At 66.2% G+C, this 12690-nt stretch carries 12 protein-coding genes; 4 read left to right on the forward strand and 8 right to left on the reverse strand.

Annotated elements, in window-relative coordinates; all coding sequences use genetic code 11:
• Positions 1–19: 19 nt before the first annotated feature.
• Genes N4R40_RS07250 through N4R40_RS07260 form a run of 3 tightly spaced genes read right to left on the reverse strand, consistent with a single transcriptional unit; the run spans position 20 to position 3962 of the window.
• Positions 20–1936: a DUF853 domain-containing protein gene (locus N4R40_RS07250; RefSeq protein WP_261606689.1), complete on the reverse strand. Its 1917-nt coding sequence runs from the start codon at positions 1934–1936 to the stop codon at positions 20–22.
• Positions 1937–1946: 10 nt separating this feature from the next.
• The gene (locus tag N4R40_RS07255; protein ID WP_261606690.1) at positions 1947–2606 is read right to left on the reverse strand and encodes a phosphatase PAP2 family protein; all 660 of its coding nucleotides are present in this window, start codon (positions 2604–2606) and stop codon (positions 1947–1949) included.
• Between the two features lie 21 nt (positions 2607–2627).
• Positions 2628–3962, reverse strand: a complete 1335-nt coding sequence (locus N4R40_RS07260; protein WP_407665846.1) for a multidrug effflux MFS transporter — start codon at positions 3960–3962, stop codon at positions 2628–2630.
• A 200-nt stretch (positions 3963–4162) separates the two neighbouring features.
• Between N4R40_RS07260 and N4R40_RS07265 the strand changes: the two genes are divergently transcribed.
• Complete coding sequence (locus N4R40_RS07265) at positions 4163–4873, forward strand: DUF3105 domain-containing protein (protein WP_261606691.1); 711 nt, start codon at positions 4163–4165, stop codon at positions 4871–4873.
• Positions 4870–5523, forward strand: a complete 654-nt coding sequence (locus tag N4R40_RS07270) for a DUF305 domain-containing protein (RefSeq protein WP_261606692.1) — start codon at positions 4870–4872, stop codon at positions 5521–5523. The genes N4R40_RS07265 and N4R40_RS07270 overlap by 4 nt, the downstream gene beginning before the upstream one ends.
• Before the next feature lie 98 nt (positions 5524–5621).
• Here N4R40_RS07270 and N4R40_RS07275 read toward each other — a convergent pair whose 3' ends face one another.
• The 3 genes from N4R40_RS07275 to N4R40_RS07285 form a co-directional block, all read right to left on the reverse strand.
• Positions 5622–6599: a carbohydrate ABC transporter permease gene (locus N4R40_RS07275; RefSeq protein ID WP_261606693.1), complete on the reverse strand. Its 978-nt coding sequence runs from the start codon at positions 6597–6599 to the stop codon at positions 5622–5624.
• Positions 6596–7936, reverse strand: a complete 1341-nt coding sequence (locus N4R40_RS07280) for a carbohydrate ABC transporter permease (RefSeq protein WP_261606694.1) — start codon at positions 7934–7936, stop codon at positions 6596–6598. The genes N4R40_RS07275 and N4R40_RS07280 overlap by 4 nt, the downstream gene beginning before the upstream one ends.
• Positions 7937–8025: 89 nt before the next feature.
• Positions 8026–9357: an ABC transporter substrate-binding protein gene (locus N4R40_RS07285; RefSeq protein WP_261606695.1), complete on the reverse strand. Its 1332-nt coding sequence runs from the start codon at positions 9355–9357 to the stop codon at positions 8026–8028.
• Between the two features lie 225 nt (positions 9358–9582).
• On the opposite strand from N4R40_RS07285, the gene N4R40_RS07290 reads away from it, so the two are divergent.
• Positions 9583–10593 (forward strand): LacI family DNA-binding transcriptional regulator, encoded by a 1011-nt coding sequence (locus N4R40_RS07290; RefSeq protein WP_261606696.1) that lies wholly within the window; start codon positions 9583–9585, stop codon positions 10591–10593.
• A 54-nt stretch (positions 10594–10647) separates the two neighbouring features.
• Here the strand turns inward: N4R40_RS07290 and rplL are convergent, their stop codons facing one another.
• Both rplL and rplJ read right to left on the reverse strand, forming a co-directional pair.
• Positions 10648–11028: a 50S ribosomal protein L7/L12 gene (gene rplL, locus N4R40_RS07295; protein WP_261606697.1), complete on the reverse strand. Its 381-nt coding sequence runs from the start codon at positions 11026–11028 to the stop codon at positions 10648–10650.
• A 49-nt stretch (positions 11029–11077) separates the two neighbouring features.
• Positions 11078–11566 carry a 50S ribosomal protein L10 gene (rplJ, locus tag N4R40_RS07300; RefSeq protein WP_261606698.1) on the reverse strand — a complete coding sequence of 163 codons (489 nt, stop codon included), beginning with the start codon at positions 11564–11566 and terminating at the stop codon, positions 11078–11080.
• Positions 11567–11941: 375 nt separating this feature from the next.
• Between rplJ and N4R40_RS07305 the strand changes: the two genes are divergently transcribed.
• Positions 11942–12613: a YqaJ viral recombinase family protein gene (locus tag N4R40_RS07305; RefSeq protein WP_261606699.1), complete on the forward strand. Its 672-nt coding sequence runs from the start codon at positions 11942–11944 to the stop codon at positions 12611–12613.
• The last annotated feature ends 77 nt before the right edge of the window (positions 12614–12690 follow it).

Below are 12690 nucleotides of genomic sequence, written 5' to 3' on the forward strand. Positions count from 1 at the left end.
CCGCGCGTGCGAAAGCGCGTCAGCGCCGACCGGTGCCGAAGATCCCGCGGATGACGCCGTTCAGGATCGTCTGGGTGGTCTTGGAGCCCAGCACCTCTTCGAGCGGACTCTTCGAGCTCGCGGCCCGGCTTGTCCGGGTCTTCGTCACTCCGGTGGTTTTCATCAGCCGGTCATACTCGCGCTGGCGTTCTTTCTCGGCCGCGGCGTCGGCCTTCGCGATCGCCGCTTCCTGTCGGGCGAGTTCCTTCTCGGCTGCCGCCTGCTCCTTGGCCGCGGCGATCCGGTCCTTCTCGGCCTGCGCGGCGGCTTCGGCGGCGACCTCCGCCTGCGCCGCGGCGTTCATCTTCGCGGTGAGGATCTCCCGCGCCGATTCCCGGTCGATCGCCGTCCCGTACTTCGCGAGGAGGGGAGACGCGTGCACCGCGCGTTCGATGTCGGGATCGGGGGTCGGTGACATCAGCCCTTCGGGCGCGCGCAATCGGGTCCAGGCCACCGGAGTCGGTGCGCCCTTCTCGCTCATCACGGTGACGATCGCCTCACCCGTGCCGAGTTCCTGCAGCACCCGCTCGAGGTCGTAACCGCTTTTCGGATACGTGCCGACGGTTGCCCGTAGCGCCTTGGCGTCATCCGGAGTGAACGCACGCAGAGCGTGCTGGATGCGCGATCCCAATTGCGCCAGCACGTCCGAGGGCACGTCCTTCGGCGTCTGGGTGACGAAGAAGACACCGACGCCTTTCGAACGGATCAGTCGCACCGTCTGGGTGATCGCCGCGAGGAAGTCCTTCGACGCTTCCCGGAACAGCAAGTGGGCCTCATCGAAGAAGAACACCAGCTTGGGCGTGTCCGGATCGCCGACCTCCGGGAGGATCTCGAAGAGCTCGGCGAGCAAGTACATCAGGAACGTCGAGAAGAGTGCCGGCTTGTCGACGACGCCCGGCACCTCGAGCAACGAGATGATCCCTCGCCCATCGGCCGCGGTGCGCAGGAAGTCACGCACGTCGAACTCCGGCTCACCGAAGAAGACATCGGCTCCATCATCGGCGAACGTGATCAGCTCGCGGAGGATGACGCCCGCTGTCGCAGCCGACAGGCCGCCGAGCTCTTTGAGTTCCGGTTTGCCCTCGTCGCTCGTGAGCCAGCTGAGGACGGCGCGCAGATCCGACAAGTCGACGAGCGCCAGCCCGTGCGCGTCGGCGTAATGGAACACGAGCCCGAGGCTCGACTGCTGGGTCTCGTTGAGCCCCAGGACCTTGCTGAGCAGCAGCGGCCCGAACCCGGAGACGGTGGCCCGCACGGGTACGCCCTTACCGATGCCGCCGAGCGCGAAGTACTCCGTGACGGATGCCGTCGGTGTCCACTCTTGCCCGATCGCCTCCGTGCGGGCGCGCAGCTTCTCACTGTCGACACCCGGCGTCGCGACGCCGGAGAGGTCTCCCTTGATGTCGGCGGCGAACACGGGCACCCCCTTGGCCGCGAGTTGCTCCGCAAGCCCCTGCAGCGTCCGAGTCTTTCCCGTGCCGGTCGCGCCGGCGACGAGTCCGTGCCGGTTCATCATCGCGAGCGGAATGCGGATCTGCGCACTCGGCACCGGGTCGGTGTTCATGAGCGCACCGACATCGAGCGTCGCCGCCTCGAACGTGTAGCCCTTCGCGACCGCCGCGATCTCATCGGCGTCGAGCGGCCCGGAGGGGGTCTCCGCCGTCGGTTCCTGAGGAGTTGTGGCGTTCTGAGGAGTGGATGCGGGTTGCCGCTCCTCAGCATCCGACATCTCCTCAGCAACCGGCGCAGATGCCGGGGCGGCCGCGGCACGCGCGGCATCGGCCTGTGCGGCGGCGAGCGCCGCCTTCGCCTGGGCGAGTTTCAGCGCGGCTTCAGCGGCATCCGCTTCGGCTTGCAGACGGTGGAGTTCAGCGGCGGCAGCATCGGGTGTGCTCATGCCGCTCAGCCTAGTGAGCGGAGGGTTCGCGTTCGCGGAGAATTCTGGCCGCGAAGACGGCGGCAATGACGAGGGCCGCGCCGATCCCGACCAGCGTGCCGCCGATCGTGTCGGTCATCCAGTGCGCGTGCACGATCGTGCGCCCCAGCGCCATGAGCAGCACCCACGCCGTACCGACGAGGAACACCCAGAGCCGGGGGAACAGCACCACCGCGACGGCGGCCATCGTGGCGGCATTCGCGGTGTGCCCCGAGGGAAAGGATCCCTGGTCAGAGAGCACCAGGATGTCCTCCGGGCGCACGCGCCCGAACACGACCTTGAAGATCTGCACGAGCATCGCGCTCGCGAGCGAGGCCGCCAGGAAGTACACCGCCGACCACGGGCGGCGCACGATCACGAGCACGAGGGCGAGTCCCAACGGAATCGCGAGGGCGGCCACCCATCCGCCGCCGATGACGTTGAGCGCCATCGACATCCCGAGGAAGGCCGGAGCGAACGCCGCCACGTAGCTGTTCCACCAGGCATCCAGGTCGACGAGCTCGACGTCGAACGCCACGAGTACGCCGAGGACCACGGTCGCGAAGATCAGCGCGAGCCCGATCACGAGCCACTGCAGTCGGAACGTGATCTCGAGATCGGTGATCCGCTCGGCGGGTCGTTGCTCAGTCATCGCCCCATTGTGCACGAAGGCTCACGGTGCGAGGCGCTCGACTGTCCGTGGGCGCACGATCAGCCACAGCGAGAGCAGGCCGATCACCGAGCATCCGACCATGACCGAGGCCATCGTGGTCGCGGTGATCCCGGCATCCTTCGCGAGCCACCCGACGATCGGCGAGATCAGCCCGGCGATCCCGAAGTTGCAGGCACCGAGGATGGATGCGGCCGTCCCGGCCGCCTTACCGTGCCGGTCGAGCGCGAGCACCTGCGTGCAGGGGAACGTGAAGCCGCACGCGGTCATGAAGACGAACAGCGGCACGATGGTGCCCCAGAGCCCGAGGCCCATCTGGTCGGTGATGATGATCGCCGTCGCCGCAACCAGGAGGGTCGCGGTCGAGAAGGCGAGCACCCACTGGGGCCCGAACCGCGCGGCCAGCCGCGACGCCGTCTGCACTCCGATGACGAGTCCGATCGAGTTTGCCGCGAACAGCAATCCATACTGCTGCGCGTCGAACGCGTAGGTCCCTTGGAAGAGGAAGGACGATGCCGACAGGTAGGAGAAGAGCCCGCTGAAGGTCATTCCGCCGATGATCAGGACGCCGACGAACACGCGGTCGCTGAACACGCTCTTGTATCGCTCGAGCACGGTGTCCGCACCCCGGTCTTGGCGACGTGCGCGCGGCAGGGTCTCGGGCACGAGAGCGATCGCGGAGACCAGCATGACGGCGCCATAGATCGCCAAGACGACGAAGATCCCGCGCCAGGACATCACCGACAGCAGCGCGGATCCGATCAACGGGGCGACAACCGGCGCGACACCCGAGACGAGGGCAAGGCGGCTCAGCATGACGACCAAGCGCCGTCCGCCGAACAGGTCGCGGACGATCGCCATCGCCACGACACCACCCGCGGCGGCACCCATGCCCATCGCGACGCGCGCGACACTCAACAGTTCGAGACTCGGCGCGAGTGCGGCGGCGACGCTCGCCAGCACATGCAGCGCCGTCACCAGAAGCAGCGGGAGGCGCCGGCCGACCTTGTCACTCAGCGGTCCGACGATGAGCTGCCCGAGGGCGAAGCCGATCATCGTGCCGGTGAGGGTCAGCTGGATCGCCGCGGCGCTCGTGCGGAAGTCTTCCTGGAGCACCGGGAACGCGGGGAGGTACAGGTCGATCGTGAACGGCCCGAGGGCCGTGAGCGCGCCGAGCAGAATGATGTAGACGACGCGCCGCGGAGTCGAGATCGCATCGCCAGGGTGCAGCATGATCGGCGCGGTGGCCGGATTGGCGCCGATCGTGCGGATCGCACCGGTCGGCGCCCCCGGACGGTGGGCGTCGTTTGGGGTGGGGATTGAGGCAGAGTCGAGCACGGTGTCCAGACGGGAAAGAAGCGGAAAAGCAGGTACTTCGCGCGGCAGGGACGTGCGGCGCGGCAACGGGATGATCGTCTCGAAACGATTCGAAGGCTCGTCAATCCTAGCCACCTCCCAGCCCTCGGGCTCATTCCGGCGAATAAGATTGATCCCGTCCGGACACTCGATCCGGCGAAGACAAGGCCGAGATCACCCCCATGACCCCGACTTCCTCGAACAAGCGCCAGAGCGGAAATCCCGCGACCCAGGCAAAAATCGAACTCACCGTCAAGCAGCAACGCGACCTTCAGAAGCGCGAGAAACTGGCGGAGTATCAGCGCCAGGTCGCGCGACGTCGCCGAACCGGACTCATGTGGTGGATCGTGGGCGGCACGGCCGGGCTCGTCATCGTCGGCCTGATCGTCGCATCGCTGGTCTTCGGCCCGAAGGCTGCACCCAGCTACTCCGCGGGCGGCGACGGCGCACAGATCGAGGGCGTCGAGAGGTTCTCGAACGAGACGCAGCACGTCGAGGGCACGGTCGACTACCCGCAGACACCTCCTGCCGGCGGAGCGCACAACCAGTATTGGCTCAATTGCGGCGTCTACGACCAGCCGCAGGTGAACGAGAACGCCGTCCACTCCCTCGAGCACGGCGCGATCTGGGTCACGTACGACGCCGACGCCGTGTCGGCGGAGGACCTTGACGCGTTGAAGGCGCAGCTCCCATCGACCTACGTCCTCCTCTCGCCGTTCGACGGGCTGCCCGCACCGATCGTGCTGAGCGCCTGGAATGCCCAGCTGCAGCTCGACAGCGCGACGGATGCCCGCATCCCGACCTTCTTCGAGGAGTTCTGGCGCAACCAGAATGTTCCCGAACCGACGGCCATCTGCAGCGGCGCGATCGACGGGCCCGGCAAGCAGTCGTGACCGACGCCTCGGCACCGCGCACCCTCCCGCCGTGGTGGGCGGTGCTCCTGGTGGCGCTGGCGATCGCCGGGCTCGCGTTCGCGATCGGCCGCTTCTCCACGTTCGGTGCCACCGCCGGCGCACCGGGCAGCGATTCGCCCGAAGCGGGGTTCGCTCGCGACATGCAGGTGCATCATGGGCAAGCCGTCGAGATGGCGATGGACATCTATCGCTCGACCGACAATCCGGACATCCGCGTGCTCGCCTATGACATCGCGACGACCCAGTCAGGGCAGAAGGGCGAGTTCTACGACTGGCTCGTGAAGTGGAATCTGCCACAGGCGGGCACTCCGCTGATGTCGTGGATGGCCGGCTCGTCTCATGCACACGGCGATGCGACGGCATCCGAACAAGACCTGCTGACAGAGATGGGCATGGCGACGGCCGAGGAGCTCGGCGCCCTGCGCGCGGCGACGGGAACGGAGGCGGACTGCATGTTCCTCGCACTCATGACCCGCCACCACGAGGGCGCGCTGCCGATGGCGCAAGCGCTCGTTCAGCTCGGGAGTGAACCGCGCGCACTCCAGGTCGCCGAAGGCGTCATCGCGACACAGTCCGCCGAAATAGACCTCATGGCCACGCTCCAGCGCGGTCTCGCCTGCGGCGCCTGATCAACTTCCTGCGCGCAAGACCGGCCGCGATGACCGCGTCGGCACACGCCGAAGGGCGGTACGAACAGCGCCGCACCGCCCTTCGAGGTCTGTGGCGATCAGCCCTTCGTGGCGCCCGCGAGCAGGCCGCGGACGAAGAACCGCTGGAGCAAGAAGAACACCAACAGCGGAACCACGATGGAGATGAACGTTCCCGCCGCCTGCAGGTACCACTGGTTGCCCCACGTGCCCGAGAGCGAGTTGAGCGTCTGAGTGAGCGGCAACGACGACGACGGTGCGAAGATCGTCGCGACCAGCAGGTCGTTCCACACCCAGATGAACTCCAGCACGGCGAAAGAGGCAAGCGCAGGCGCGGCGAGCGGAAGGATCATCCGGAAGAAGATCTGACCGTGACCGGCCCCGTCCACGCGCGCCGCTTCGATCACTTCGCTCGGGATCTCCGAGATGAAGTTGTGCAGCAGGAAGACCGCCAGAGGAAGCGCGAAGATCGTGTGCGCGATCCACACCGTCGCGAAGCTGTGGTCCACGTCACGCAGTTCGAGGCCCGGGAACACCGGCACCCCGTTGATCGTGAGACCGCGCGAGAACAGAGTCAGCAGCGGCACGAGTGCCATCTGCAACGGCAGGATCTGCAGGGCGAACACCGAGATGAACGCGATGTTTTTGCCCTTGAAGTCGATCCACGCGAACGCATATGCCAGGAGCGAGGCGACCGCCAGCGCGAAGAACACGACGGGAATCGTAATCGCGAGCGAATTGACGAAGGACTGCGCCAGCGTCAGCGTCGTGTTGCCGAAGGTCAGCGCCTGGTCGTAGTTGGTCAGCGTGAACGACGGGTCGACGAACACCGTCCACCACCCGGTGCTCTGCGCGTCGGCGCCGGGGCGGAACGACGTGACGAAGAGCCCAAAGGTGGGAATGGTCCAGAAGAAGGCGATCGCGACGGCAGCGATCGTCGCGCCCCTCGACGTGAGCCGCTTCTGCGCGGTCTTTTCGTGGCGGCGCGTCTCGCGCGCGACTTCCCGCGCGAGGCGCTTGTCGGGAAGGGGCTCGATGATGTCGACTCCGGTACTCATCGGATCTCCCTCTGCTTCCGGATCTGGATGATGTTGAACACGATGAGCGGGGTGACGAAGAGGAACAGCACGACGGCCAAGGCCGCCGAGTGTCCAAAGCTCTGGAAACGCTGCTGCTGGTTAACCATCTCGAAGGCGAGCACCGTGGTGTTCGATCGGCCGCCGGTCATCACGGCGACGATGTCGTAGATCTTCAGGGCGCCGATCGCGATCGTGGTGACGACCACGACGATCGCCGAACGGATGCCGGGGACCGTCACATTGCGGAACCTCTCCCACGCGTTCGCACCGTCGAGCGCCGCCGCCTCGTTCTGCTCGGCGGGGACCGCCTTGATGGCAGCCGAGAGGATCACCATCGCCAGGCCGGTCTGACTCCAGATGAAGACGACCATGAGCAACAGACTGTTGAACAGCGGTTCGACGGCGAGCCACGACACCGGATCGCCGCCGAACGCCGTGACGATCGCGTTCAGGATGCCGATCTGATTGCCCTGCCGGTAGTCGTAGACGAACTTCCAGATGATGCCGGCACCGACGAATGAGATCGCGAACGGCATGAAGATCAGGATCTTCAGGAACTTCTCGCCGCGCGCCTTGTCGATGAAGACGGCGTAGGCCAGACCGATGATCGTCGCCACCGCCGGTGCGATGAGGACCCAGATGATCGTGTTGATGACCGACCAGAAACCCTGTGGGTTGGTGAAGGTCCAGATGTAGTTCTCGAAGCCGACGAAGTTGTCGCCGGTCTTGTCGAAGAAGGACTGCACGATCGTCGAGATGGCCGGGTAGATCAGACCGACGATCAGCAGAATGGCGGCCGGAGCGGCGAAGACGATGAGCTGGAACAGATATCCCGCGCCCTTGCCCGATCGCGAGTCGGCCCAGAACAGGATCGCGCCCAACACGATCGCGATTCCGATGACGTAGATCAGGGCGTTCTGATACGGACGCAGCAGCATGAACGCCACCACGGGGATGACGAAGCACGCGGCCAGTCGCAACCAGAAGTAGCCCGTGCCCGCGCGCGGCGCGTACTCGATGAGCAAGAGGATGAGCGCCACCACGAGGCCGAAGGCGATGAGCACGATCGGGATCTGGACCAGCGGATTGAGGTTGCCCAGCCAGACGAAGAAACTGCGCAACGAGACGCCCAGCGACGTCGGTCGCGGATCTTCGGCGGCGGGGCTCAGGAACAGCAGGACCACCAGCGCGAAAGCGACGGCGAAGCCGGCGATGACCACGAGCCGGGTCTTGGCGGATGAGAAGTGCTTGCGCGGCGCGAGTGGTGGGGGTGCCGCCGTTGCCGGTGGCGCGGACGTGGTGCGGGTGTCGGTCATGAAAGCCTCCGAGTGCTACGGCGAACGCGGGGTACTACAAACGAGAGAAGAAGAGGGATGCCGGGCGATACCCGGCATCCCTCTCGACGTCAGTTCTCGTAGCCTGCCTGGATGTCACTCAGGACCGTTGCCTGGTCCTTGCCGTCGATCCAGTCGACCATTCCCTTCCAGAACGAGCCCGATCCGACCGTGGCCGGCATGAGGTCACTCGCGTCGAAACGGACGGTCGTGTTGGGGTTCTGCAGCAGCTCCATCGCCTCGGTGAGGAACTGGCTGGAGGCCAGGCTCGGGTCGGCGTTGAGGTTGGCCGAGATCGAGCCGCCTTCGCTCACCCGAGCATCGGCGAACTCGGGCGTCGACATGAACTCGAGCACCTTCTCGGTGTCGGTCGAGTCGGAGAACGCGACGACGAACTCGCCACCGACCTCGATCGTGGCCGAACCCTCTTCATAGCCGGGCATGACGAACGCGTAGACGTCTCCGTCGGGTGCCACGGTCGTGGGCTCGCCCGCCGCGTTGGTGGTCTCGAGCAGGTTGGCCGAAAGGAACGACGCCTGGTGGGTCATCGCACACGTGCCGTTGGCGACGTTGGTGGCGACATCGCCGAACGCGGTCGAGTTGATGCTGGCGACATCGCCGTAGCCCGCGTTGACGTACTCCGGGTTCAGGAGGATGTCACCGACCGCGGTGAACGCGTCGGCGATCTCCGGGTCGGTGAACTTCACATCACCGGCGACCCACTGGTCGTAGACGTCTGCGCCGGACTGGCGCAGGACGAGGTCCTCGACCCAGTCGGTACCGGGCCAACCGGATGCCGTGCCCGACTCGAATCCGGCACACCACGGCGATTCGCCGGTCGCCGCGCGGATCGTGTCGGTGAGCGTGATCATCTCATCCCACGTCTTCGGCACTTCGACACCCCACTCGGCGAAGTCAGCCGGCGAGTACCAGACGTACCCCTTGATGTTGGCGAGCATCGGAGCGGCATAGAAGACGTCGTCGAACGTGCCGTACTGCTTCCAGTCCGGCGACCAGTTCGCGTCGACGTTCGCCGAGACGGCATCCGGTGCCGCCTGGGCCTCGCCGGTCTCCACGAGGGTGCGCAACAGGCCGGGCTGCGGCACGATCGCGATGTCAGGCGCGTCTCCACCGCTCACCTTGGTGACGATGTTGCCTTCGAAGCCCTTGTCGCCGGTGTAGGCGACCTTCACACCGCTCTCGGCGCTCCAGTCGTCGAACACCTTCTGGAGCGCATCGGCCTCGGTTCCGGTGATGCCACCGGAGACGCGGACCGTTCCGCCACCGGAGGAAGACTCTCCCCCACTTCCGCTGTCGCCCCCTTCCGCGCAGCCCGCAAGCGCGAACGTCGCGACTCCGATGACAGCCAGAGGCGCAATCCAGCGCCGACGTGACATCCCCATGTGATTCCTCCTCGTTGAGTGCTCCGGTGATTCCTGATGCACAAGGCTCCCGCTAGGGAACCGATTCCAGCCCAAACTATTGGACACGCTCCCACGACACAAGGCGCGAACTGTTACAAGCGGATAACGACCGGAACCATCGCCGCCCGTCGGGGTGAATGATATGCACAACCGGTTCCATACTTAGGGGACCTGACCGACGAATACGACTCGAGGAGGAGCCGCATGGCCGGTATCGCGGATGTCGCTGCGCGAGCGGGCGTCTCGAAGGCGACCGCCTCGCGGGCGCTCAGTGGCAGTGGGTACGTGTCGGAGGACACCCGTGTGCGCGTCCGCGCGGCAGCCGAGGCACTGGGATACGTTCCCTCCGCAGGAGCCGTGGGGTTGGCAACAGGTCGCACTCAGAACATCGGCGTCGTGATGCCGTACGTCAATCGGTGGTTCTTCGCCGAGGTGCTCGAGGGCATCCAGCAGACGCTCCTGACGCACGGCCTCGATCTCACCCTGTACGACGCAAAGCCGGGCACGACAGGGCGTGCCCGCATCTTCGGAGACTTCCTCGCCAGGAAGCGATTCGACGGCCTGATCGCCGTGGGACTCGATCCGGCCGACCACGAGCTCGATCAGCTCACCCAGATCGGACGGCCGATCGTCAGCGTCGTCGGCGCGGGCGACCAGGCGAGCATCGTCGCCGTCGACGATGATTCGGCCGCGCGCCGCGCAACGCAGCATCTGATCACTCTGGGTCACACCGACATCGCATTCCTCGGCGGCGGCGACCGCGGCGGAACGCAATGGGCCCACGTCGACCAGCAGCGACTCGCCGGGTACCGCCGCTCGATGGAGGAAGCGGGGCTGGCAGAGTTCGAACGGCACATCGCGTCGGACGTGACCCTGCCAGGCGGCTACGCCGTCGCGGCAGATCTTCTCGGCGACACGAGAGGACGACCGACGGGCATCGTCGCGGTCTGCGATGAGGTCGCGATCGGCGCGATCATCGCGGCGCGACGTCTCGGAATCGCCGTGCCATCGGCGCTCAGCATCGTCGGGATCGACGATCACGAGTTCGCGGAGATGTTCTCGCTGACGACTCTTCAGCAAATTCCGCGCGAACAGGGCGCGGCTGCGGTCGAGCTCCTCCTCGCCGAGATCGCCGATCCGGCGCGTCCGCGGACACGCGAGCTCATGCATGCGCGCATGATCGTGCGCACCTCGACAGCCTCGCCGAGCGTCTGACACGACGAAGGCCCCCGGCGAACCGGGGGCCTTCAGATGTTCGCAGAAGCGAAATTACTTCAGGGTGACCGTAGCGCCGGCCTCTTCGAGAGCGGCCTTGGCCTTCTCGGCGGCTTCCTTGTTGGCGCCTTCGAGGACGGCCTTGGGAGCACCGTCGACGACAGCCTTGGCCTCGCCGAGACCGAGCGAGGTGAGCTCGCGGACGGTCTTGATGACCTGGATCTTCTTGTCGCCGGCAGCCTCGAGGATGACGTCGAACGAGTCCTTCTCTTCTTCGACCTCAGCGGCGCCTGCACCGGCGGCGCCGGCAACGGCGACGGGAGCAGCAGCGGTGACCTCGAACTTGTCCTCGAACGCCTTGACGAAGTCGTTGAGCTCGACGAGGGTCAGACCCGCGAACTGCTCGAGCAGCTCCTCAGTGGTGAGCTTTGCCATGATGTATCTCCTAGATTGATGGGGTTGTGGGGATGAGAACGCCGGTCGCTTACGCGGCCTCAGCGGTCTCCAGCTTTTCGCGAAGCGCGTCGATGGTCGCGGCAGCCTTGCCCATCGTCGCCTTCATCATGCCCGCCGCCTTCGCCAGCAGAACCTCACGGCTCTCGAGCGAGGCGTACTTGTTGACCTCGTCGGCGGTGAGGGAGTTCCCCTCGAACACGCCGCCCTTGATCACCAGAAGCGGGTTGGCCTTGGCGAAGTCACGCAGAGCCTTCGCAGTGGCGACGAAGTCACCATGCACGAATGCGACGGCGGACGGCCCCTTGAGGTCGTCATCCAGCGCAGAGATCCCGGCCTTGTTGGCCGCGATCTTGGTCAGCGTGTTCTTCACCACGGCGTAGTCGGCGTCCTGACGAATGCTGTTACGCAGCTGCTTGAGCTGGGCAACCGTCAGACCGCGGTACTCGGTCAGCAGTACGGCGTTCGAGTTCTCGAAGTTCTTCGTGAGCTCGGCGACCGATGCATCCTTCTGCGCCATGGTCACTCCTTGTATGTACGAGACGTCCCGCAGTGGCGGGACGACAGCTACGACCACCCTCACAACGAAAAAGCTCCGGCGCATGCGCACGGAGCTTCAATCCGGTTTCCCGGGAATCTGTCTGTACACCTGCGCGGGCCCCTGCGGTGCAGAGTTTCATCGGCATCCGCTTGCGCGCACACCGAGACCAGCGGTCTTTGGCTTACCCCCACTCTACGCGACACCGCCCCCTCCCCCAAATCCGCACTCCTCCCCCTCTCTCCCCTTCTCCCGCCGAGCGCGCCGGTTCACGCCGAGTGCGAGTGAAGGGCGGGATGCGGCGCATCCGCGCGTCGGCGGCGCGAGGGGGCGGGCGGCGGGGTTAGCCTCGATGACGTGACTCCGGACCTCGCTGCGCGTATCGTCGCCGACTCGCGCGACCGCGTGGCGTGGATGCGGGCACGTTCGCGCGGCATCACCGCGACCGATGTCGCCGGGCTCACGAGCCACGCTGCGATCGCGCGCGCCGCCGACGCCAAGCTCGGTGGCGGATCCGGATTCTCGGGCAATGCCTATACCAACCACGGCCGCAGGCGCGAGCCGGAGATCGCCGCGTGGGTCGCGGCAACCCACGGCATCCAGCCGTCGTCCGCTCTCTTCCACGCTCTCGTGGAGAAGCGTCATCTCGCGACACCGGATGGGATCATGCAGGACGCGACCGGCCGCGTGACGCTCTGCGAGATCAAGACCACGAACAAGACGTGGCGGTCGATCCCCCGCACCTACTTGCGCCAGATCTGGTGGCAGCAGCACGTCTTGGGCGCCGAGCGCACGCTCGTGGTGTGGGAGGAGCACGATGCGTTCGTCCCCGTCGGCGATGAGCCCCGGTGCGCCTGGATCGACCGCGACGAGGACGAGATCGGCAAACTCGTGGGCCTCGCGACGGACCTGATCGACGAGCTCTACCGCCGCACGACCCAGCGGCCGTTGCCGCCACGCACCGCACCGACGGATGCCGCGCCTCGCCGAGCGCGCGAGCCGTACCGCGCGTTGGCGCTCGCCGACTGACGCGCTCCGTTCCCGCCGATAGTTGACATGGATCAACGACAGGCATATGGTTGACCAATCTCAACGGTTGATCCACC

The sequence above is a fragment of the Microbacterium memoriense genome, assembly GCF_025398275.1.
GTDB classification, from domain to species: domain Bacteria; phylum Actinomycetota; class Actinomycetes; order Actinomycetales; family Microbacteriaceae; genus Microbacterium; species Microbacterium memoriense.

What these genes read in the sequence shown, in the direction of transcription:
- N4R40_RS07250 (WP_261606689.1), bottom strand. Translation starts at nt 1,936, where the DNA reads ATGAGCACACCCGATGCTGCCGCCGCTGAACTCCACCGTCTGCAAGCC.
- N4R40_RS07255 (WP_261606690.1), bottom strand. Translation starts at nt 2,606, where the DNA reads ATGACTGAGCAACGACCCGCCGAGCGGATCACCGATCTCGAGATCACG.
- N4R40_RS07265 (WP_261606691.1), top strand. Translation starts at nt 4,163, where the DNA reads ATGACCCCGACTTCCTCGAACAAGCGCCAGAGCGGAAATCCCGCGACC.
- N4R40_RS07275 (WP_261606693.1), bottom strand. Translation starts at nt 6,599, where the DNA reads ATGAGTACCGGAGTCGACATCATCGAGCCCCTTCCCGACAAGCGCCTC.
- N4R40_RS07280 (WP_261606694.1), bottom strand. Translation starts at nt 7,936, where the DNA reads ATGACCGACACCCGCACCACGTCCGCGCCACCGGCAACGGCGGCACCC.
- N4R40_RS07285 (WP_261606695.1), bottom strand. Translation starts at nt 9,357, where the DNA reads ATGGGGATGTCACGTCGGCGCTGGATTGCGCCTCTGGCTGTCATCGGA.
- N4R40_RS07290 (WP_261606696.1), top strand. Translation starts at nt 9,583, where the DNA reads ATGGCCGGTATCGCGGATGTCGCTGCGCGAGCGGGCGTCTCGAAGGCG.
- rplL (WP_261606697.1), bottom strand. Translation starts at nt 11,028, where the DNA reads ATGGCAAAGCTCACCACTGAGGAGCTGCTCGAGCAGTTCGCGGGTCTG.
- rplJ (WP_261606698.1), bottom strand. Translation starts at nt 11,566, where the DNA reads ATGGCGCAGAAGGATGCATCGGTCGCCGAGCTCACGAAGAACTTCGAG.